Annotated in this window: 17 protein-coding genes, 1 tRNA gene, 1 pseudogene and 1 riboswitch; of the genes and pseudogenes, 9 read left to right on the forward strand and 10 right to left on the reverse strand. The window is 58.8% G+C overall.

Annotated features, from left to right (window positions below):
* A pseudogene (locus AB5Y76_RS16030) lies at window positions 1–511 on the forward strand (IS630-like element ISAhy2 family transposase); the annotation flags it as partial.
* Window positions 512–526: 15 nt separating this feature from the next.
* Here the strand turns inward: AB5Y76_RS16030 and AB5Y76_RS16035 are convergent.
* The 3 genes from AB5Y76_RS16035 to AB5Y76_RS16045 all read right to left on the reverse strand — a co-directional run bounded on the left by AB5Y76_RS16035 (window position 527) and on the right by AB5Y76_RS16045 (window position 2,508).
* Window positions 527–1,192, reverse strand: coding sequence for a hypothetical protein (locus AB5Y76_RS16035; RefSeq protein WP_368177759.1), 666 nt, complete (start codon window positions 1,190–1,192; stop codon window positions 527–529).
* Window positions 1,193–1,290: 98 nt separating this feature from the next.
* Window positions 1,291–2,310 (reverse strand): site-specific integrase, encoded by a 1,020-nt coding sequence (locus AB5Y76_RS16040; protein ID WP_263718953.1) that lies wholly within the window; start codon window positions 2,308–2,310, stop codon window positions 1,291–1,293.
* 112 nt (window positions 2,311–2,422) lie between these two features.
* A tRNA-Leu gene (locus tag AB5Y76_RS16045) sits at window positions 2,423–2,508 on the reverse strand.
* Window positions 2,509–2,651: 143 nt separating this feature from the next.
* On the opposite strand from AB5Y76_RS16045, the gene AB5Y76_RS16050 reads away from it, so the two are divergent.
* Window positions 2,652–3,185: an RDD family protein gene (locus tag AB5Y76_RS16050; protein WP_263718951.1), complete on the forward strand. Its 534-nt coding sequence runs from the start codon at window positions 2,652–2,654 to the stop codon at window positions 3,183–3,185.
* 74 nt (window positions 3,186–3,259) lie between these two features.
* On the opposite strand, the gene lptG is transcribed toward AB5Y76_RS16050, so the two are convergent.
* Entirely contained in the window at window positions 3,260–4,330 is a 1,071-nt protein-coding gene (gene lptG / locus AB5Y76_RS16055) for an LPS export ABC transporter permease LptG (protein WP_106843441.1), read from the reverse strand.
* A gap of 25 nt (window positions 4,331–4,355) precedes the next feature.
* Entirely contained in the window at window positions 4,356–5,468 is a 1,113-nt protein-coding gene (lptF, locus tag AB5Y76_RS16060) for an LPS export ABC transporter permease LptF (protein WP_005356742.1), read from the reverse strand.
* Window positions 5,469–5,640: 172 nt separating this feature from the next.
* Between lptF and pepA the strand changes: the two genes are divergently transcribed.
* The 3 genes from pepA (at window position 5,641) to AB5Y76_RS16075 (ending at window position 10,696) form a co-directional block, all read left to right on the forward strand.
* Window positions 5,641–7,149, forward strand: coding sequence for a leucyl aminopeptidase (pepA, locus tag AB5Y76_RS16065; protein WP_005336423.1), 1,509 nt, complete (start codon window positions 5,641–5,643; stop codon window positions 7,147–7,149).
* A gap of 174 nt (window positions 7,150–7,323) precedes the next feature.
* A complete protein-coding gene (locus AB5Y76_RS16070; protein WP_040068777.1) occupies window positions 7,324–7,779 on the forward strand; it encodes a DNA polymerase III subunit chi in 456 nt (151 codons plus the stop codon).
* Window positions 7,780–7,843: 64 nt separating this feature from the next.
* Window positions 7,844–10,696, forward strand: coding sequence for a valine--tRNA ligase (locus AB5Y76_RS16075; protein WP_263718945.1), 2,853 nt, complete (start codon window positions 7,844–7,846; stop codon window positions 10,694–10,696).
* 70 nt (window positions 10,697–10,766) lie between these two features.
* On the opposite strand, the gene AB5Y76_RS16080 is transcribed toward AB5Y76_RS16075, so the two are convergent.
* Window positions 10,767–11,753, reverse strand: a complete 987-nt coding sequence (locus AB5Y76_RS16080) for a sodium:calcium antiporter (protein WP_263718943.1) — start codon at window positions 11,751–11,753, stop codon at window positions 10,767–10,769.
* A gap of 88 nt (window positions 11,754–11,841) precedes the next feature.
* Window positions 11,842–11,948, reverse strand: a riboswitch (yybP-ykoY riboswitch).
* A gap of 171 nt (window positions 11,949–12,119) precedes the next feature.
* Here AB5Y76_RS16080 and AB5Y76_RS16085 point away from each other — a divergent pair.
* The gene (locus AB5Y76_RS16085) at window positions 12,120–12,707 is read left to right on the forward strand and encodes a superinfection exclusion B family protein (RefSeq protein WP_005336432.1); all 588 of its coding nucleotides are present in this window, start codon (window positions 12,120–12,122) and stop codon (window positions 12,705–12,707) included.
* A gap of 96 nt (window positions 12,708–12,803) precedes the next feature.
* Here AB5Y76_RS16085 and AB5Y76_RS16090 read toward each other — a convergent pair whose 3' ends face one another.
* Together AB5Y76_RS16090 and AB5Y76_RS16095 are read right to left on the reverse strand one after the other, a co-directional pair.
* Window positions 12,804–13,664: a GyrI-like domain-containing protein gene (locus AB5Y76_RS16090; RefSeq protein WP_263718940.1), complete on the reverse strand. Its 861-nt coding sequence runs from the start codon at window positions 13,662–13,664 to the stop codon at window positions 12,804–12,806.
* A 4-nt stretch (window positions 13,665–13,668) separates the two neighbouring features.
* Window positions 13,669–14,166, reverse strand: a complete 498-nt coding sequence (locus tag AB5Y76_RS16095) for a GNAT family N-acetyltransferase (RefSeq protein ID WP_263718938.1) — start codon at window positions 14,164–14,166, stop codon at window positions 13,669–13,671.
* Between the two features lie 161 nt (window positions 14,167–14,327).
* On the opposite strand from AB5Y76_RS16095, the gene AB5Y76_RS16100 reads away from it, so the two are divergent.
* Window positions 14,328–15,776: a catalase gene (locus AB5Y76_RS16100; RefSeq protein ID WP_263718936.1), complete on the forward strand. Its 1,449-nt coding sequence runs from the start codon at window positions 14,328–14,330 to the stop codon at window positions 15,774–15,776.
* Between the two features lie 75 nt (window positions 15,777–15,851).
* Here the strand turns inward: AB5Y76_RS16100 and AB5Y76_RS16105 are convergent, their stop codons facing one another.
* Together AB5Y76_RS16105 and AB5Y76_RS16110 are read right to left on the reverse strand one after the other, a co-directional pair.
* Window positions 15,852–16,376: a GrpB family protein gene (locus AB5Y76_RS16105; protein WP_263718935.1), complete on the reverse strand. Its 525-nt coding sequence runs from the start codon at window positions 16,374–16,376 to the stop codon at window positions 15,852–15,854.
* 321 nt (window positions 16,377–16,697) lie between these two features.
* A complete protein-coding gene (locus AB5Y76_RS16110; RefSeq protein ID WP_263718934.1) occupies window positions 16,698–17,015 on the reverse strand; it encodes a YnjH family protein in 318 nt (105 codons plus the stop codon).
* 223 nt (window positions 17,016–17,238) lie between these two features.
* On the opposite strand from AB5Y76_RS16110, the gene AB5Y76_RS16115 reads away from it, so the two are divergent.
* Window positions 17,239–18,540 carry a hypothetical protein gene (locus AB5Y76_RS16115; RefSeq protein ID WP_263718933.1) on the forward strand — a complete coding sequence of 434 codons (1,302 nt, stop codon included), beginning with the start codon at window positions 17,239–17,241 and terminating at the stop codon, window positions 18,538–18,540.
* A 109-nt stretch (window positions 18,541–18,649) separates the two neighbouring features.
* On the forward strand, window positions 18,650–19,426 hold the full coding sequence (locus AB5Y76_RS16120; RefSeq protein WP_263718931.1) for an ABC transporter substrate-binding protein: 777 nt from the start codon (window positions 18,650–18,652) through the stop codon (window positions 19,424–19,426).
* Window positions 19,427–19,431: the final 5 nt, after the last annotated feature.

Below are 19,431 nucleotides of genomic sequence, written 5' to 3' on the forward strand. Positions count from 1 at the left end.
TAATCCGGTGTTTTATGAGGATGAAGTCGATATAGACCTCAATCCCAAATTTGGGGCCGACTGGATGTTCAGAGCGCAGCAAAAGCGGGTTGTCACACCGGGACAGAACGCCAAACATTACCTGGCAGGCGTTCTCCATGCAGGCAACGGAAGAGTGCTTTACGTCAGCGGGATAAAGAAAAACTCATCGCTGTTTATCGCCATGCTGGAAAAGCTGCGTCACCACTACCGACGAGCCAAAACCATCACGCTGATCCTCGATAACTACATCATTCACAAAAGCAAGCAGACCGAGCGATGGTTGAAGAAGAATCCCAAGTTCTGCCTGGTATTCCAGCCAGTTTACAGTCCTTGGGTTAATCACATAGAACGGCTGTGGCACAAGTTGCATGAAACCATCACGCGCAATCATCAATGCAGAAGGATGGCCAACCTGCTGGCTCGAGTGAAACACTTCATGGATACCGTGTCTCCTTTCCCGGGGAATGGCTATGGCACAGCGAAGGTGTAGCACTATTAGGATCAGTTATTTAGAACGTTGCCCCTGCCGGGTGTACTGCCTACCCCAAGGCCTACCCAGACACGGATTGATCAGCGCTATATAGATGGCCAATCTCATCACTGTATCTGCAAGCTCCCCCGCATTTATCTTTTTAAGCGATACTTTAAAGCCCTTTCTTGGACCGAAACCTTGGTAATGCTCATAGGCTTCCATTGCTAGCAAGGGGATATCATCTTGCTGAGGAGAAATTCTATTTCGAGTACAGATCGCAGCCACCGGCTGACCGGCGCTACAATCGTCAATCACACTTTGAGCAAGGCAGCTCAATTCCCACTTAAGGCGCTCATCAGTCCATCCGATTTGCCTTAGCTTTGCGCTATACCAAATCGCCTTCTTTACCGCCTTCCGGGTGACAACCAGACGAGGAGTTTTATTTTCCCACCACCCAATATGACACTGGTCATTTTGGTGCTCGACCTCATCATCGGACGTTACTTTTTTGGCTGTGATGTCGATTGATACGCAGTCTATTAATTGACCATCTTTTGTAATCGCCAACCTCGGGCGGCCATTTAGGGAGAAGTACGGAATTCCTTCCTCTCCATCAAAAATGATGGGGTTATCATCTGGTGATTTTTGCCATACGACTAAACCCTCCAGAAAATCGCTGTTTATATATTGATCACTCATCTACTACATCCCCAGACAAACAAAAGCCCCCCGCATCCATAGATGCGAGGGGCTCAGGCTAACATGTTCAATACATCTAAGCTGCACAGCCTAATTGATTAACCACCCATGAGATTACCAAATACCCGATCAGTGAGTTTGGCTTTATGGGCATTGCACAAATGGGAATATCGTTGGGTCATGGTGATCGACTTATGGCCTAACACCTCTGCGATCTCCAGAATGCTGGCACCGTTCATCGCCAACAAGCTGGCACAGCTGTGCCGAAGGTCATGAAAATGGAAATCAGAGAGCAACGCGGCTTTCTTCGCGGCCTGCCAATGGTAATCAAACTCGGTAAACGGTCGATTGAGGCCAGAGGGATGAGGGAACACAAAGCTGGCACCAATCTCGCGAAACTTGGAGAGCTCAGTAAGCAAGTCAGCGGTCAGAGATAGAACCCTCTGACTACCATTCTTGGTCACCGCCAAGTGAGCTGTGCGCGTGTTGAAATTAATGTCTGACCATTTGAGGCCAATCAACTCGCCCCTCCGTGCACCAGTGGTCAACGCCATATGAACCAGCATATGAAGTCGCTCCCACTTGCTCAACTTGGTGGCCTTCATCAATCGAGCAAGTTCATCTGTCGACAAAAAGCGTGTGCGAGCATTGTCTTCCCTCTTCTGTTTCACTTCCAGGCAAGGGTTCACTTTGAGGTCATAGCGATCACACATGTAGGCAAAGACTGCTGACAACGCTGCTTTGTAGCGGTTCAGGGTCGCAGGCGCTTTCCCCTCTGCCTCCAGAATCGAGATGGCGTTTTTGATCCGCTGGCGATTTACCTTGTTCAACGTCTTGTCGCCGAGATGTTCAGCCCACCAGCCCAGACGCTGTGGTACAGATTTGTCCCGTCCCTTGTGCTGTTCAAGGTACTCATGGATAGCTTGTTGAATGGTGGAACTGGTGAGGGTGACGTTGGTTAAGGCATCTGCCAGCTCGTCAGATACAGTGATCTGAGCCAGGAACTGCTCTGCGTCTTTTTTGCGGGTAAAAACTTTGGATACACGGTTGCCGTTGCGCATGAACTGAACGCGATAGGACTTGCCGGTTTTTCGAGTGAGAACTTGTATGCTTGCCATTGGTTGAAGCCTCTTGCACATATTTGCACATGAATGAGAGTTATCAACCGCAGAAACTTTGAGCAGGAGCGCTATTTAGCGCTGTAACCTGTTGACCAAACAGGGAAAAGAATGGTGCCCGGGGTCGGACTCGAACCGACACGGTTATTCACCGGCGGATTTTGAATCCGCTGCGTCTACCGATTTCGCCACCCGGGCAACTGCGAGGGATTATACGAATGGCGCGATGCCATGCAAGGTGTTTTTCGATTGAACACTCCCGTTTGTTCATTTATTCAACGCCTTGCCGATGCGGGGCCAGTTACATAGAATGCCGCCATCATCTTAATGGAATAAAAACGATGGCCAAGCCTAAAAAAGTCCAACTAAAATCCCCCTCTCCCGCCACTCAGCCATACCCGTCAGCAGGTCTGCTGCGTCGCCTCGGCGCTCTGATTTATGATGCGCTGGTGGTGACTTCGCTGCTGATCATCGCCGGCTTTATCGGCATGGGTGTCGCCAAGCTGTTGCTGGTCACCGGCATGGCCAGCGTACCGGTGGGTGAAGATACCGTCTGGTTGCTGACCCGCCACCACCTGAGCCTGATCTACACCCTGTGGCTCGCCTTCGTCATCTGTGGTTTCTACACCTGGTTCTGGACCCGTGCTGGCCAGACCGTCGGCATGCGCGCCTGGCGGCTGCGCATTCAGAACGAGGATGGCAGCCACATCCGCGTTACCCAGGCGCTGATCCGTCTCGCTACCGCCGCCTTTGGTCTGGGCAACCTGATGTGCCTGTTCAACCGCCAGCGCCCACGGGCGTTTCAGGATATCTGGGCCGAGTGCGAAGTGATCGTGCTGAGCAAGCAGGAAAATCTGGAATTGCTTAACAAGTAATCCCGGATCAATGCAGCAACGAAAGAGGGCACCAACAGGTACCCTCTTTGCATTTCCTCATAATCTCGTGCGGATTACTGCTTGCGGCTGAGGATGTAGAAGGAGATGCCGCCAAACAGCAGACTGGGCGCGATAGCCGCCAGAATCGGCGGTACCGCATAGACCAGACTGATGGGGCCAAACACCCGATCGCTCACATAGACGGCAAAGCCGGTCATGATCCCCATCAGCATCCGTGCCCCCATGCTCACCGAGCGTAGCGGGCCGAAGATGAAGGAGGATGCCAGCAGGATCATCGCCACCACCGAGAGCGGTGACAGCAATTTGCGCCACATCTCCAGCTTGTAGCGACCGGCATCCTGCTTGTTGGCATCGAGATAGCCGATGTAGTCGAGCAGACCGGAGACCGAGAGGTTCTCGGGGTCGATACTCACCACCCCCAGCTGTTTGGGCGTCAGCTCCGAGCTCCACTCCATCTTGTCATGCTGTTCGCTACGGATCTGCGCCGGGTCGTCGAAGCGGGTAACCTGAGTCTGCTTGAGCAGCCAGTGGTGGCGCTCGAACACCCCCTCCTGCGCCTGCACCACGTCGATCAGCTTGCGCTCGGGGGTGAAGCGATAGAGGGTGATGCCGGTGAGGGCGCCATCGTTGCGCACCCCGTTGATATTGACGAAGTTGTTGCCATCGCGAGCCCACACCCCGTAGGCGGAAACCGTCAGACGACCTTCGGAGAGCGCGCCCGCCTTGATGTCATCAGCTATCCGCTTGGCGATGGGGGCCACATATTCCCCCATCAGCCCCACCATGATCATCAGCGGGATCGCCGTCTTGAGCGCCGCCATTACAATACTGATCTTGGAGCGACCCGCCGCCTGCATCACCACCAGCTCGGAGCTGGTCGCCAGCTGACCCAGACCAATCAGGCCACCCAGCAGCGCGGCCAGCGGGAAGAAGAGCACCGCCTCCTTGGGCATGGAGAGCAGCACATAGTAGAGGGCATTGATCATGTCGTAGTTGCCGTCACCGACCGACTTGAGCTGCTCCACATACTTGATGAGCGCCGCCAGACCAACCAGCGTGATTTCACACAGCAGGATCGACATAAAGATGACCCTACCGATATATCTATCGAGAATGCCAAACATCAGCAGAAGTTCCTATGTTGCAGCATCATGCTGATTTTCTGTTGAAATAGCGCCCTTTCACCCCGTTCCACCAGCTGGTGCCCTGCAGATTGAGGGGCAGGCCGATAAACAGCAGGTAACCGAGCGGCACCAGGAACATCCCCGGCCAATAGGGCAGCCGACCGCTGTCGATGGCCGAACGGGCGGCGCTGAGCAGCAGGAAGTAGGAGAGATAGAGCATGATGGCCGGCAACAGCTTGGCGTAGCGCCCCTGACGGGGGTTGACCCGCGCCAGCGGTACCACCAGCAGGGTGAGCACCGGAATGGAGAGGGGCAGCGAGATACGCCACTGCAATTCCGCCATCATGGCGTTGTCCTGGGTACCGAACAGTTCCATGGTCGGCTTGGCCGCCGCCTTGCGGTTGGAACGCTCCATCTCTTGCTGGCGGATCACCAGACCATATTCGCGAAAATCGGAGATCTGGAACTGCTTGCCGGAGAAGTTCCCTTCGTAGCGGGAACCATCCATCAGGGTCAGCCACTGCAGACCGTTCTCGTCGACCGTCACCACCCCTTCGGTCGCCACCACCACCGAGGGAGGATTATTCCCCTCCGCCCGCTGCAGCACGAAGATCTTTTGCAGTTTTGAGCCGTTGTCGTTCAAATCCTGGATATAGGCAACCAGACGCCCCTTGTCGAGCTCCATAAAGCGGCCAGCCTGCAGGAAGGAGATACCCGGATCCGACTTGAACTCGTCGATCACCTGATACTCGCGCTCCTTGGCCTGCGGGGCGATCCAGCCAGTGTTGAACGCCGCGACCACCGCCGTCAGCAAGGCCAGCAACATGGCGCTGCGCATCACGAAACGGTGGCTGAAGCCGACCGCATGCATCACCGTCATCTCGCTTTCGGCGTAGAGGCGACCATGGGCAAACAAAATGGCTAAAAAGAGACTGATAGGCAGCATCAACAACGCCATATTGGGCAAGTTGAGCAGCAGCAGGGTGGAGACCAGACGTGTCGGCACCTCGCCATCGGCGGCGTCACCGATGATCTTGATAAATTGTTGGCTGACAAAGATAAGCAGCAATACGAATAACACTGCCAGCTGGGTTTTCAGGGTTTCCCTGAACAAATATCGGAAAACGATCACAGTCATTCCCAAGTAAACTTGTGTTTTTAGTCGAATGCCTGAAAAATAGGGCCGTATATTGGATTTTTACCAGTTTGAACTGCGGAGCCTGTGGCTGTTCGCTCCGCCTCTGATACCCCAACAAGCACCGCATTATTCAATAAAAGGTGCCTTTTGTCTTTAGGATGTAGGAGATTCCATGGAGTTCAGTGTAAAGAGTGGCAGTCCAGAGAAGCAACGGAGCGCCTGCGTCGTAGTCGGCGTATTTGAGCCTCGTCGCCTCTCTCCGGTTGCCGAACAACTGGACAAGATCAGCGATGGCTATATCAGTTCGCTGCTGCGCCGTGGCGACCTGGAAGGGAAACCAGGCCAGATGCTGCTGCTGCATCAAGTACCGGGCGTGCTCAGCGAGCGCGTACTGCTGGTCGGATGCGGCAAGGAGCGGGAACTCGACGAACGCCAGTACAAGCAGATCATCAACAAGACCATCACCACCCTGAACGAAACCGGCTCCATGGAAGCTGTCTGCTTCCTCACCGAGCTGCACGTCAAGGGGCGGGATACCTATTGGAAGGTGCGCCAGGCGGTAGAAACCACCAAGGCGGGCCTCTACAGCTTTGATCAGTTCAAGACCAACAAGGCCGAGCCACGTCGCCCGCTGCGCAAGCTGGTATTCAACGTGCCGACGCGTCGGGAACTGACCATTGGTGAAAAAGCCATCGCTCACGGTCTGGCCGTGGCCAAGGGTGTGCGGGTCTGCCGCGACGTGGCGAACATGCCGCCCAACGTCTGCAACCCGGCCTATCTGGCCTCCCAGGCCCGTCGTCTGGCCGATGCCTACGACAACATCACCACCAAGGTGGTGGGCGAGCAGGAGATGGCCGAGCTCGGCATGAACTCCTATCTGGCGGTGGCTCGCGGCTCCGACAACGAAGCCATGATGGCCATCATCGAATACAAGGGTCATCCGGATGCCAAGCCCATCGTGCTGGTCGGCAAGGGTCTGACCTTTGACTCCGGCGGCATCTCCATCAAACCGGCCGACGGCATGGACGAGATGAAGTACGACATGGGTGGCGCCGCCTCCGTGCTCGGTACCATGCATGCGCTGGCCCAGCTGCAACTGCCGATCAACGTCATCGGCGTGCTGGCAGGCTGCGAGAACATGCCGGGTGGCAACGCCTATCGCCCGGGTGACATCCTCACCTCCATGTCAGGCCAGACCATCGAAGTGCTCAACACCGATGCGGAAGGTCGCCTGGTGCTGTGTGATGCACTGACCTATGTGGACCGCTTCGATCCGGAAACCGTGATCGACGTGGCGACCCTGACCGGTGCCTGCGTCATCGCGCTGGGTCACCACACCTCGGGTCTGCTGGCCAACCACAACCCGCTGGCCCACGAGCTGCTCAACGCCTCCGAACAGGCGGGTGATCGCGCATGGCGTCTGCCGTTGTTCGACGAGTATCAGGAGCAGATCGACAGCCCGTTCGCCGACATGGCCAACATCGGTGGTCGTCCGGCTGGCACCATCACCGCGGCCGCCTTCCTGTCACGCTTCACCAAGAAGTACAACTGGGCCCACCTGGATATCGCCGGGACAGCCTGGAAGAGTGGCAAGGATAAAGGCTCCACCGGTCGTCCGGTGCCCCTGCTGACCCAGTTCCTGCTGAACCGGGCTGGCGTGGATATCGAAGAGAAAGAGTAACTCTCCGGCCCCTGCCGATGGCTGCATCGGAAGGGTTGGCGTTACCCTGAACCACAAGGAAGAGGCCCGCCTCTTCCTTGTTTCATTCTTGAATCAGTGAGCTGCGGACGGGAAACGCCCCGTCAGCCTCATGAGGCGGTCAACAGTCCGTCACCGCAAAACGGGATCAACCTGATGAGCCAAGTGACCTTTTACCTGATGAGCGAACAGGATGACGCGCAGGCCTCTGCGGTCGAGCGACTGGCCTGCACTCTTGCTGCCGAGTCGTGGGGCGCGGGCCATATCTACCTGTTCTGCAACGATGAGGCCCAGGCCCTGCGTCTGGACGAGCTGTTGTGGCAACTGCCGCCGGAGCGCTTCGTGCCGCACCAGCTGCAAGGCGAAAGCGGCATGGCCCCGGTGGAGATCGGCTATCAGCCACCGAAACGGCGCTACGCCCGCCTCATCAATCTGGCCACTGCGACACCTTTGTTTGCAGGACACTTCGCTCAAGTGGTAGATTTTGTCCCCACTGACGAAACACAAAAGCAGCAAGCCCGCGAGCGCTACAAGCACTATCGCCAGGCAGGCCATACCCTCGAAATGAGGGATCAGCCCGTCCTTGCCGCACCGGATCCGGCGCAGCCCTGACTGCAACCAATTGATCCATAAAGAATCAACACCAGACTCCATCCATCCAGATTACGGCGAGACCATGGAAAAGACTTTTAATCACAACGCCATCGAACAGGCGCTCTATCAGCACTGGGAAGCCCAGGGTTACTTCAAGCCCCACGGCGACACCAGCAAAGACTCCTTCTGCATCATGATCCCGCCGCCGAACGTCACCGGCAGCCTGCACATGGGTCACGCCTTCCAGCAAACCCTGATGGATACCCTGATCCGCTACAACCGCATGCAGGGCAAGAACACCCTGTGGCAGGCTGGTACCGACCACGCCGGTATCGCCACCCAGATGGTGGTTGAACGCAAGATCGCTGCAGAAGAGGGCAAAACTCGCCACGATTACGGCCGTGATGCCTTCATCGACAAGATTTGGCAGTGGAAGGAAGAGTCCGGTGGCACCATCACCCGCCAGATGCGCCGTCTGGGCGACTCCGTAGATTGGGAGCGCGAGCGCTTTACCATGGATGAGGGTCTCTCCGCCGCCGTGCAGGAAGTATTTGTTCGTCTTTACGAAGATGGCCTGATGTACCGCGGCAAGCGTCTGGTGAACTGGGATCCGAAACTCAACACCGCCATCTCCGATCTGGAAGTGGAAAACCGCGAGATCAAGGGCCACATGTGGCACCTGCGCTATCCGCTGGCCAACGGCGCCAAGACCGCTGAAGGCAAGGATTACCTGATCGTCGCCACCACCCGTCCGGAGACCATGCTGGGCGATACCGCCGTGGCCGTGAACCCGGAAGACCCGCGCTACAAGGCGCTGATCGGCCAGCACATCCTGCTGCCGCTGGTGAACCGTCTGATCCCCATCGTTGCCGACGAACACGCCGATATGGAGAAGGGCACCGGTTGCGTGAAGATCACCCCGGCCCACGACTTCAACGATAACGAAGTGGGCAAGCGCCACAGCCTGCCGATGATCAACATCTTCACCCTGGACGCCCACGTGCGTGCCGAGGCCGAAGTGGTCGATACCAACGGCAACCCGAGCACCGCCTATGACGCAGCCCTGCCGGCCGAGTTCGCCGGTCTGGAGCGCTTCGCCGCCCGTAAAGCGATTCTGGCCAAGCTGGAAGAGCTGGGCCTGCTGGACGAGATCAAGGATCACATACTGCAACAGCCGTACGGCGATCGCGGTGGCGTGCCCATCGAGCCGATGCTGACCGACCAGTGGTACGTGCGCGTCGCACCGATGGCCAAGACCGCTATCGAAGCGGTGGAAGATGGCCGCATCCAGTTCGTGCCGAAGCAGTACGAAAACATGTACTTCTCCTGGATGCGCGACATTCAGGACTGGTGCGTCTCCCGTCAGCTGTGGTGGGGTCACCGCATCCCGGCATGGTATGACGATGCCGGCAACGTCTACGTTGGCCGCAGCGAAGACGAAGTGCGCGCCAAGCACAGCATCCCGGCCGTAACCGTACTGCGTCAGGACGAAGACGTGCTCGACACCTGGTTCAGCTCCGCCCTGTGGACCTTCTCCACCCTGGGCTGGCCGAACAACACCGAGGCACTCAAGACCTTCCACCCGACCGACGTACTGATGAGCGGCTTCGACATCATCTTCTTCTGGATTGCCCGGATGATCATGATGACCATGCACTTCATCAAGGACGAAAACGGCCAGCCGCAAGTCCCGTTCAAGACCGTCTACATCACAGGCCTCATCCGTGACGAAGAGGGCCAGAAGATGTCAAAGTCCAAGGGCAACGTGCTGGACCCCCTCGACATGATCGACGGCATCTCGCTGGAAGACCTGCTGGAGAAGCGCACCGGCAACATGATGCAACCGCAGATGGCCGAGAAGATCGCCAAGCGTACCGCCAAGCAGTTCCCGGAAGGGATCGATGCCCACGGTACCGACGCCCTGCGCTTCACCCTGGCAGCGCTGGCCTCTACCGGTCGTGACATCAACTGGGACATGAAGCGCCTGGACGGCTACAACAACTTCTGCAACAAGCTGTGGAACGCCTCCCGCTATGTGCTGATGAACACCGAAGATCAGGACTGCGGTTTTGCCGGTGGCGAGATGCAGTTCAGTCTGGCGGATCGCTGGATCCAGTCCCAGCTGCAAGTGGCCATCCGTGACTTCCGTACCGCCCTCGATACCTACCGCTTCGATATCGCGGCTGGCGTGCTGTACGAATTTATCTGGAACCAGTTCTGTGACTGGTATCTGGAGCTGACCAAGCCGGTACTGACCAAGGGTTCCGAGGCCGAGCAGCGCGCTGCCCGCCACACCCTCGTCAGCGTCCTCGAGACCCTGCTGCGTCTGGCGCACCCGATCATCCCGTTCATCACCGAGACCATCTGGAAATCTGTCGCCCCGCTGGCTGGCGTACACGCCGATACCATCATGATTCAGGCCTTCCCGGAGTTCGACGCCACCAAGGTGGACGAAGCCGCGATGGCGGATCAGGAGTGGGTGAAGGAGTTCATCGTCAGCATCCGCAACATCCGCGCCGAGATGAACGTGGCCCCGAGCGTGCCTCTCAACGTGCTGCTCCAGTGCGATGCCAAGGATGCCCAGCGCGCCGCTGACAACGAGGCCTTCCTCAAGTCGCTGGCCCGTCTGGAATCTATCCGCGTACTGGCGGACGGTGAAACCGCCCCGCTGTCAGTGAAGAAGCTGATCGGTGCCACCGAGCTGATGATCCCGATGGCCGGTCTCATCGACAAGGATGCCGAACTGGCCCGTCTGGCCAAAGAGGTTGCCCGTCTGGTGGGCGAGTGCGGCCGTATCGAAGGCAAACTCGGCAACGAAGCCTTCGTCGCCAAGGCGCCGGAAGCGGTCATCGCCAAAGAGCGCGAGAAGCTGGAAGATTACCGTCTCCAGCTGACCAAGCTGGAAGCCCAGCAGGCCGAGATCGCCGCGCTGTAAGCGCCGCGACCAACCGCGACAGCAAAGCCCCCTGACCCAAGGGGGCTTTTTCATATCCGCGCCTCCCGTTTCAGCTCACCAGCAGCCAGCCGCAGAAACCGAGATAGAGCAGACCAACCAGCGCCAACCGCCCGGCGGTCATGACCCCCTTTCTGAACCCCCACCAGAGCAAGCCCACTGCCAGCAGCGTCACCAGCGAGGAGGCCATCATGGCGCCATCCAGCAACCAGGGGGTAAAGAGCAGACAGAAGGCCTTGGGGATAGTGCCCTGGATCATCATGGCCCCGGAGATATTGGCCAGCGCCAGCCGGTTCTTTCCCTGCCGCACCCAGATCAGCACGTTCATCAGCTCCGGCATCTCGGTCGCCACCGGACTCAGCAGCAGGGCCGCCAGCACCGGAGAGAGGCCAAACAGCTCGCCCATGCTCTCCAGCTGATGGACAAACAGCTGGGCCGCCAGCGCTACCACCACCAGCGCAGCCAACGTCTGCAGCAACACCTTGCCAAGGGGCGGGATCCCGGCATCGGGTGCCAATTTGAGGAGCTCCGGCAATTCGACTTCGTGGCTGTCACTCTGTTTCAGCTCGCGCCTTACATAGACGAGGTAGACCAGCAGGAAGAGCGGGGCCAGCCAGCTCTTGCCGGTAAAGGCGACCAGCCCCAGCGCGGTCGCCACCAGAAAGATGCCGATAAACCAGCGCTGATCCCGGCCAATCTCGCGCTGCACCTCGCCATCGATGGCCCGTTCGGTACGCCCCATGCAAAGCAGCAGGGTGAGGCCGACTGCCGCATAGCCGATGGTGGCCAACACCAGCGGCCCGCCGAGGGCGGCACCGATGCCGATCTCTTGCTGGGCGGTCGTGTTGCCCATCAGCAGAGCGGTGAGGGTCACGATGCACTCGGGCAGTGCCGTGCCTAGCGCTGCCAACAGCGAGCCAGTGGCACTTTGGGAGAGTTTGAAGTGGTGGCCGGTCCACTCGATGCCGTTGACGAAGTATTCGCAGGCAAGGTAGATGGTGACCGCAGAGACGAGAAATAACAGCAGGGTAATCAACATAATAGATACCGCCAGGCGAGCAGAATAACCGATGGACCCGACATGGCTCGCCCGGCTGGCGTGCATATCGAGGCCAAAGGTCTTGCAGAGCGATAGTGCCTATCGCCGCCCATGCCATGGATGCGAGGATCCAAGAGTGTTGACATGGGCCCGGCCCGGAATGCGGGCGGGTTGCTACTCCCCAATGACTGAGGGGACGTTTTAGCAACTCGCCCCCCGCCTCACAAGGCAAATTAATGGCAACTCACTCAATAAGTTGTAAGGGAATGTAACCTCGCCAGCGCCCCTCCCCGCCACCATTGCGCTGTTGGCACACCGATTGCTGTAGGTAGTTCACTATCCACAACAGTTTGGGAAGGATGAACAATGAAACGGTGGATCCAACATTTCTATCAACTGAACCGCCTCAATTGGCTGATGGTCTGGTTGTTGCTCTGCTGCAGCATCATTCTGCTGTTTCCGGCCGGGCTGATGAAAGGGGCCGTCAGCCAGTGGGCTGCGGATCATGCGGCCTGGCTGGGGGTCGGCATGCTGATCGCCATCTCCTACTTCTGCAGTCAGGGCTTCCTGATCGCCTGGGAGTGGGCATGCGAAGAGTGGCAGGCGCGCCGTCAGCAGGACCAGCTGGCCCAGATGATCGGCTTCCTCGACTTCAACGAGAAGGCGGTGCTGCGCGAGTTCGTGCTGCAGCGTAAAAGCGTCATAAACTTGCCGATCACCGAGCCCGCCGTCAAAAACCTGATGGATGCCGGCGTCCTCACCTACGCCTACGGCAAGCCGACCCGGGAGAAGGATGACGAGAACCAGATCCGCGCCCTGATGATCGCCCTGCCCGCCCGACCGCTGCTCACCTACAAGGTGCTGGGACTGTCGCGCGGCAAGATGAGCGACGAGCAGGTGGAGCAGATCATGAACGCCCGTCCCAAGTTCGCCCAGAAGGGGTTCCAGCGCTAACCGCCGCCAAACCGCCAGATGCAAAAGAGCCGGACACTGTCCGGCTCTCTCGTTTCTGCGCAACGTTCTGTACCATCCCTTCCGTCTTGCTGCGTCCTACCCCTTGAGGCTGGAGCAAAAGCTGACATCGTCCTGCACAGGATCATCGCTCATGCTGTGATAAAGCTCGAAGCAGGGACCATTGCCAAACTCCAGCCCGGCAGCAACGATGTCGCCGATATGCTCCTGCCAACGCGGGCCATACTGACTGCGGTCGGTAATAAGATAACGGGACTGGGCGTAACGACCGGCGGGAATAAGCTGGATCTCGACCGCCCCCATCCCCACCGTCCCCGCAGGCACCGTCACCCCGATGTCAGTGCGACACTGGGCTGGCGGAGTCACCTCGGGGTTATCGTGATAGATGAAGATCCACTCCCCACCTTCCAGACCGCGGGCGCTGGCCCACTGATGCAGCTGACTACAAACGGGACCATACCCCTCGCCATAGGGGCCGGTGACACGTATATAGGCCAGAGTGCGGGCGTCCATCTCGATGGTTTTCATGGTATTGCTCCTTGCTGATGAGTGACCCTCAGCATAAGGATTAGGCAGCACAAGTGCGTGTCCATCCTTGCTCATCAAGTGTCCATTCTTGCTCTTGTCACGGCGAAACTCTCCCGGCGTGCAACCATAGTAACGGCGAAATACCTTGGCAAACGCCTGGGAGCTGGCGAGCCCCGCCCCCAACGCAATGGCCGTGACACTGGCATCGGTATAGCAGAGCTGCCAAGCAGCCCGCTGGATGCGCAGACGACGACACATCTCCCCGGGCGTCTCCCCCGCCACAGCCGTAAACACCCGGTGAAAATGGTAGAAAGACAAGCAGGCACTGCTTGCCAGCGTTTCGATGGAGAGATCGGGATTCTGTTCCAGCGCCCGGATCACCGGGCGCAATCTGGCATGATAGTCGACCATACCGTTAGCGACTGGCGCTCCCCGCAACTCTGGCCATATAGAGTGCATCCACATAGCGCCCCTGGCGGAAGGCATAGTCACGGGCCAACCCCTCCTGCGTGAAACCGAACTTGCGATAGAGCGCCTGTGCGGGCTCATTGTCGGTATAGACGGTCAGCTCAATCCGGTGCAGGTTGAGCCAGTTATCGGCCAGATCCAGCGCCGCGGCCATCAGGGCAGAGCCAACCCCCTTGCCAGCCCAGTCATCCCGCACTCCCATGCCAATCCCGGCCACATGCTTGCGTCTGGGATTGGGTTCTACGTGCAAGGAGATCTGGCCCACCAGCAGCCCCTCTACCTCCGCCACCAAGGCGACCACATCACTGCTCTCCAACCGCTTCTGCCACTGGCTAAGGGGAGGTGTGGGCAGGTGCAGAGTGCCCGCCTGGGCATTAGGCATGGCGTAGAGATCCCGCAAGGCGGGGGCATCGGTGGGTTCGGCATGACGGATAGTAATCTGCATATGAGGCTCCTTCTCGAAACCACCATCATGCAATATCCGGCGCGGTTACACATCCCCCAGCAACACCCATTTGTCTTGCCTATCAAAGGGCGAGGAAAGGCCCATTGGCCGAGCACGGCGCAGATCCGTAGGCTGACCCCATATCAACAAGGAGAGAAGCCATGACTGACAAGACCCTGCACAGCGCCAACGGCGCCCCCGTCGTCGACAACAACAACAGCCTCACCGCCGGTCCGCGCGGCCCCATCCTGATGCAAGATATCTGGTTGATGGAGAAACTCGCCCACTTCGACCGCGAGCGCATTCCCGAGCGGGTGGTTCACGCTAAGGGCTCGGGCGCCTACGGCACCTTTACCGTGACCCACGACATCAGCCAGTTCAGCAAGGCCGATCTGTTCAGCGCCATCGGCAAGCAGACGCCTGTATTCCTGCGCTTCTCCACCGTGGCCGGTGAGAAGGGCGCCGCCGATGCCGAACGCGATGTGCGCGGCTTCGCCCTCAAGTTCTATACCGAACAGGGCAACTGGGATCTGGTGGGCAACAACACCCCGGTCTTTTTCATCCGCGATCCGCTGAAATTCCCTGACTTCATCCACACCCAGAAGCGGGATCCGCGCACCAACCTGCGCAGCGCCACCGCCGCCTGGGACTTCTGGTCACGCCATCCGGAATCCCTGCATCAGGTCACCATACTGTTCAGCGATCGCGGCATCCCCAAGAGCCTGCGGGAGATGAACGGCTACGGCAGCCACACCTTCAGCTTTATCAACGATGCCAACGAGCGCTTCTGGGTCAAGTTCCACTTCAAGACCGAGCAGGGCCACAGCTTCTACACAGATGAAGAGGCCGCCACCGCCGTCGGGCAGGATCGGGAGACCAGTCAGGCGGATCTGTTCAACGCTATCGAGCGGGGCGACTTCCCACGCTGGAAGGTCTATGTGCAGGTGATGCCGGAGGCCGAAGCCCAGACTTACCAGATCCACCCGTTCGACCTCACCAAGGTGTGGCCGCACAGCGACTACCCGCTGATCCCGGTGGGCGTGCTGGAGCTCAACCAGAACCCGGACAACTACTTCGCCCATGTGGAGCAGGCCGCCTTTACCCCGGCCAACGTGGTGCCCGGTATCGGCTTCTCGCCGGATCGCATGCTGCAAGGGCGACTCTTCTCCTACGGCGACACCCAGCGCTATCGCCTTGGCGTCAACCACGGTCTGCTGCCGGTCAACGCCCCGCGCTGCCCGTTCCATCACGGTGCCCATCGTGACGGTGCCATGCGGGCAGACAGCAATGGCGGCGCCAGCCCCAACTATCAGCCGAACCGTTTCGGCACCCAGCAGCCGAGCGAGCAGCACGAACCGGCGCTGAGTCTGGAAGGGGCTGCCTTGCACTACGACTTCCGTGACTACGACAGCGACTACTACAGCCAGCCGGGTAACCTGTTCCGCATCATGGACGAGGGGCAGCGTTCACGGCTCGCCGCCAACCTGGCCCGCTCCCTTATCAATGTGGAGGATGACGCCATCGTCGCGGCCCAGCTCAAACACTTCGAGCAGGCCGACCCCGAGTACGCCAAACGGGTCGAACTGGCACTGGCCGCCTTGCAGCGCTAAGCCGCAAGCATGAAAGATCTGCAAAAGCAAAACGGGGGCCTGATGGCCCCCGTTTTCTATTGCGAGCAAGCTCGCTCAGAGAGCAGGATCCTGCCCGGCCTGCCACCGCAACGCGTGCGCCTCGTGCTCTTTGACAAAGGCATTCTTGCCCGCACGGTAGCGCTCGATATCGTGCTGACAGCTCGCGGCTACCGCCTGCTTTAACTCGGCGTATTCCCGGCATACCGCAGGGTGGGCCCTTAGATAGTCACGAAAGGCCAGATGGCGATGCACATGGTCATCCCCTTGCAAGAAGGCGTGGATCTGGTGAGTTCTCTCATCACCCCCCTTGCGAAAATAGCGGCGGCGCGCAATCCCGCACTCCCCCATCGCCTCATAGCCCAGCGCCTCCAGCTGACCATTCTGCTCATCGAGCCGCTCCAGCGATGATACCTCCAGCATGATGTCGATGATGGGTTTGGCGGCCAAACCGACGACAGAGGTACTGCCGATATGGTGGACAGCTAGCAAGCAGTTATCCAGCGCACTGCGTAATTGAACCTCTTCAGCTACAAAGCTGGCTGGCCATTGGGGGTTGTAGGAGACAACGTCGACTCTCACAGTTTCAGCTCTCTGGATAGTTGCCGATGGCATCGGGCAACAGGGTATGCGATGGGTGGACAAGATAACCAGACGGCAAATTGCCAGCAACAAAAACGGAGCCCGAGGCTCCGTTTTTCAATGCTGTATCAATCCCGGACGGAACGCGCTTCACGCTCTTCCCGCTCCCTTGCCAACAGGCGTTTGTACCACCAGCTACTGCGACGACGTTGTGCATTGGAAGAGCGACGAGCCATTTCTTAGGTTCCAGCCAAGAGAAGAAAGGAGCTGCATTATGCGACAGGGATCACGTCCATGTCTTTAGCTGGATCAAGAAAAGCCTCACTGACCCACGGAAATCGTCTTCTGACCTTTCGCACCACGGGTGGCAGGCAACACCACCTCAGGAGAGCGCCAGGCCAACGGGCCATTGCTCTCGAGGTCGTTCTGCGGGCCGCACTCCAGCCAGATATCTCCCTGCAGAATGCGGGCCCCTTCGGAATATTTCTGATCCGCAAACCAGCAGACCCGCTCGGGCAATGAGCCCAGCGGCAACACCAGCTCGGGACTGGCAGACTCGCCCACCACAGTGGTTTTGGACGCGGCCAGAGCGGGGATAAGCCAGAGGGAGGCCAGCAGGCAGAGCAGTACATTTTTCATGAGAGGGATCCTGTTTCGATGGAAGGCATTCTCGAAGAGTCGACCAGCCCCGGGGTTTACTTGACTGACAATCATACTGCCTGCTGGCATTGTGGAACCAATATGGTAGCCTGCCAGCGCCTGCGGGCAGTCTCTCGCTGCCACGCGCAAACTTCCGGTGAATTTGTCACATCCTGACAAAATATAACCTTATTTATCAAATCGTTATTTGGATATTATCCCAATGCGTATCATGCCGTTGCTTCAGGCGGCCTGCCTGAGCCTGATGTTGTCCGCCTGCGTTGCCCCATTGCTGATGATGAGCCCCACCAGCCAGCTGATGTGGGCCCTGCTCAAGCCGCTGGTCGGCTTTGACCCGAACGAGGTCAATCTGTTCGAACAACCCCTGATCAAGGATCGGATGACCGCCATCCTTGGCCCCAACTACGACAGCACCATGCAGTTGCTCAAGACTGCCGACAAGTTACAGCAGGAGGGGCCGCTTTTCTATGTGGTCTCCGAGTATGCGCCCGTGCCGGATATCGCCAAGCAGGCGGGGATGGTGTGGAACTCGCAAACCAACCAGATGTCGGTATTGCTGCAAAAAGGGGATGGCACCACCCTGACCTTCGGCGAAAATCTGGCGAGCACGGCACCGACCTGGCCAACCGCCATGCAGGGCTGGCAGACTTCCACCAGCCAGCTCACCCCGGCGGCCAATGCCCTGACCGGTGCGGCAACCAGTCAGAGTGGCACCTCCCCCTTCTCCCTTGGCAGCGCGCTGGGCACAGTGACCCGCGGCGTCACCGGCTCGCTGACCAACAGCGCCAGCCAGGCTATCAGCGGCGCAGCCGCCAGCGTCACAGGACAGGCAACTCAAGCGGTGACCCAGAGCGCGACCGACCTGACTCGCAGTGCGACCACCGCAGTCACTGCGCCAGCCAAGCAGGCGGTGAGCAGCACTGCTGCGACTGCAACGCAAGAAGCGACCAAGGCTGTTGCCACTCCTGCCAAACAAGTCGTCAACAGTGCCGCTGCGACCGCGGCGCAAGAAGCGACCAAGGCCGTTGCCGTTCCTGCCAAGCAAGCCGTCAGTAGCGCCGCTGCGGCCGCGACCCAAGAAGCCACCAAGGCCGTTGCCGCTCCTGCCAAGCAAGTCGTCAGCAACGCCGCTGCGACCGCGACCCAAGAAGCCACCAAGGCCGTTGCCGCTCCTGCCAAGCAAGTCGTCAGCAGCGCCGCTGCGACCGCGACCCAAGAAGCTACCAAGGCCGTTGCCGCTCCTGCCAAACAAGCTGTCAGCAGTGCCGCTGCGACCGTGACGCAAGAGGCCGCCAAGGCTGTTGCCGTTCCTGCCAAACAGGCAGTCAGCAGTGCCACCGCTACCGTGACGCAAGAGGCAACCAAGGCCGTTGCCGAACCAGCCCGGCAGGCCGTCAGTGCCGCATCCCATACGGCCGGAGAGAGCGTCGCCGATGCCGCCAGAGCGGCGGAAGCCAAGGCTCGCGCCAAGGCAGAAGCGGAGATGGAAGCCCTGCTCAAATAAACCGACAGGCCACCGCAAGGTGGCCTGTTTTTTATCCCGCTACCGGATCATGACGTTATGGAAAAGGCCACATAGACTGTTAGGTAACTACCCGCACAAGGAGTGCATCATGCGTCGTCTGCTCCCTGCTCTCGCTTCTCTCGCCCTGTTTATCGCGCTCCCGGCTCCGGCACTTATCTACTATTCGGAGCAGAACATGCCACTCAATGGCCAGGATAAAAATGGTCAGCCTGTGGGGTTGGCGGTCGAGTTGCTGCGCCTGATGTGGCGTGAAATGGGGGAGCCGGAGCACCCCATCCACTTTCTGCCCTGGGCCCGCGGCTGGTATCTGCTGACCCAGCAGCAAGAGGCTGTGCTCTTTACCACAGCGCATACCAAGGAGCGGGATCCCCACTTCCTCTGGGTCTGCCCCATCAGCCACTCCAGGGTCGCGCTGGTCGGCCGCAAGCAGGATGCCCCCAAAGTGGCCAGCAAAGCGGATCTCGCCAAGCTGCAGATTGGTGTGATGCAGGCGGATGTCGGGGAGCAGTTGCTGCTCAACCGCGGGATCAGCCCGGGCAATATGATGTCGGTAGAGCGCATGGATCAGGTGGTACGCCAGCTCATCATGGCACGCACCGATCTGGTGGCGGGCAACGAGGTGATGTTGCGCCATCAGGCCAAGGAGCTGGGTTTCCCCAGCGAGGATTTTGTCACCGTCGCGATTATTGAAGAGCAGGATAACTGCTTCGCCTTCAACCTGAGGGCAAACAAGCAACAGGTTGCCCGCCTGCAACAGGCGCTGGACAAGGTCAGACAGGGGGATGAATACAAGCAGCTGATGAAGCGCTACCAGTTGCTCAGTATCCTGCCCGAAACCACTCCCACCATCCCGCGCATCGAGTAACTCCG

The sequence above is a fragment of the Aeromonas sp. R1-2 genome (assembly GCF_040908505.1).
GTDB lineage: Bacteria > Pseudomonadota > Gammaproteobacteria > Enterobacterales > Aeromonadaceae > Aeromonas > Aeromonas veronii.

What these genes read in the sequence shown, in the direction of transcription:
- AB5Y76_RS16035 (WP_368177759.1), bottom strand. Translation starts at nt 1,192, where the DNA reads ATGAGTGATCAATATATAAACAGCGATTTTCTGGAGGGTTTAGTCGTA.
- AB5Y76_RS16040 (WP_263718953.1), bottom strand. Translation starts at nt 2,310, where the DNA reads ATGGCAAGCATACAAGTTCTCACTCGAAAAACCGGCAAGTCCTATCGC.
- AB5Y76_RS16050 (WP_263718951.1), top strand. Translation starts at nt 2,652, where the DNA reads ATGGCCAAGCCTAAAAAAGTCCAACTAAAATCCCCCTCTCCCGCCACT.
- lptG (WP_106843441.1), bottom strand. Translation starts at nt 4,330, where the DNA reads ATGTTTGGCATTCTCGATAGATATATCGGTAGGGTCATCTTTATGTCG.
- lptF (WP_005356742.1), bottom strand. Translation starts at nt 5,468, where the DNA reads ATGACTGTGATCGTTTTCCGATATTTGTTCAGGGAAACCCTGAAAACC.
- pepA (WP_005336423.1), top strand. Translation starts at nt 5,641, where the DNA reads ATGGAGTTCAGTGTAAAGAGTGGCAGTCCAGAGAAGCAACGGAGCGCC.
- AB5Y76_RS16070 (WP_040068777.1), top strand. Translation starts at nt 7,324, where the DNA reads ATGAGCCAAGTGACCTTTTACCTGATGAGCGAACAGGATGACGCGCAG.
- AB5Y76_RS16075 (WP_263718945.1), top strand. Translation starts at nt 7,844, where the DNA reads ATGGAAAAGACTTTTAATCACAACGCCATCGAACAGGCGCTCTATCAG.
- AB5Y76_RS16080 (WP_263718943.1), bottom strand. Translation starts at nt 11,753, where the DNA reads ATGTTGATTACCCTGCTGTTATTTCTCGTCTCTGCGGTCACCATCTAC.
- AB5Y76_RS16085 (WP_005336432.1), top strand. Translation starts at nt 12,120, where the DNA reads ATGAAACGGTGGATCCAACATTTCTATCAACTGAACCGCCTCAATTGG.
- AB5Y76_RS16090 (WP_263718940.1), bottom strand. Translation starts at nt 13,664, where the DNA reads ATGGTCGACTATCATGCCAGATTGCGCCCGGTGATCCGGGCGCTGGAA.
- AB5Y76_RS16095 (WP_263718938.1), bottom strand. Translation starts at nt 14,166, where the DNA reads ATGCAGATTACTATCCGTCATGCCGAACCCACCGATGCCCCCGCCTTG.
- AB5Y76_RS16100 (WP_263718936.1), top strand. Translation starts at nt 14,328, where the DNA reads ATGACTGACAAGACCCTGCACAGCGCCAACGGCGCCCCCGTCGTCGAC.
- AB5Y76_RS16110 (WP_263718934.1), bottom strand. Translation starts at nt 17,015, where the DNA reads ATGAAAAATGTACTGCTCTGCCTGCTGGCCTCCCTCTGGCTTATCCCC.
- AB5Y76_RS16115 (WP_263718933.1), top strand. Translation starts at nt 17,239, where the DNA reads ATGCGTATCATGCCGTTGCTTCAGGCGGCCTGCCTGAGCCTGATGTTG.
- AB5Y76_RS16120 (WP_263718931.1), top strand. Translation starts at nt 18,650, where the DNA reads ATGCGTCGTCTGCTCCCTGCTCTCGCTTCTCTCGCCCTGTTTATCGCG.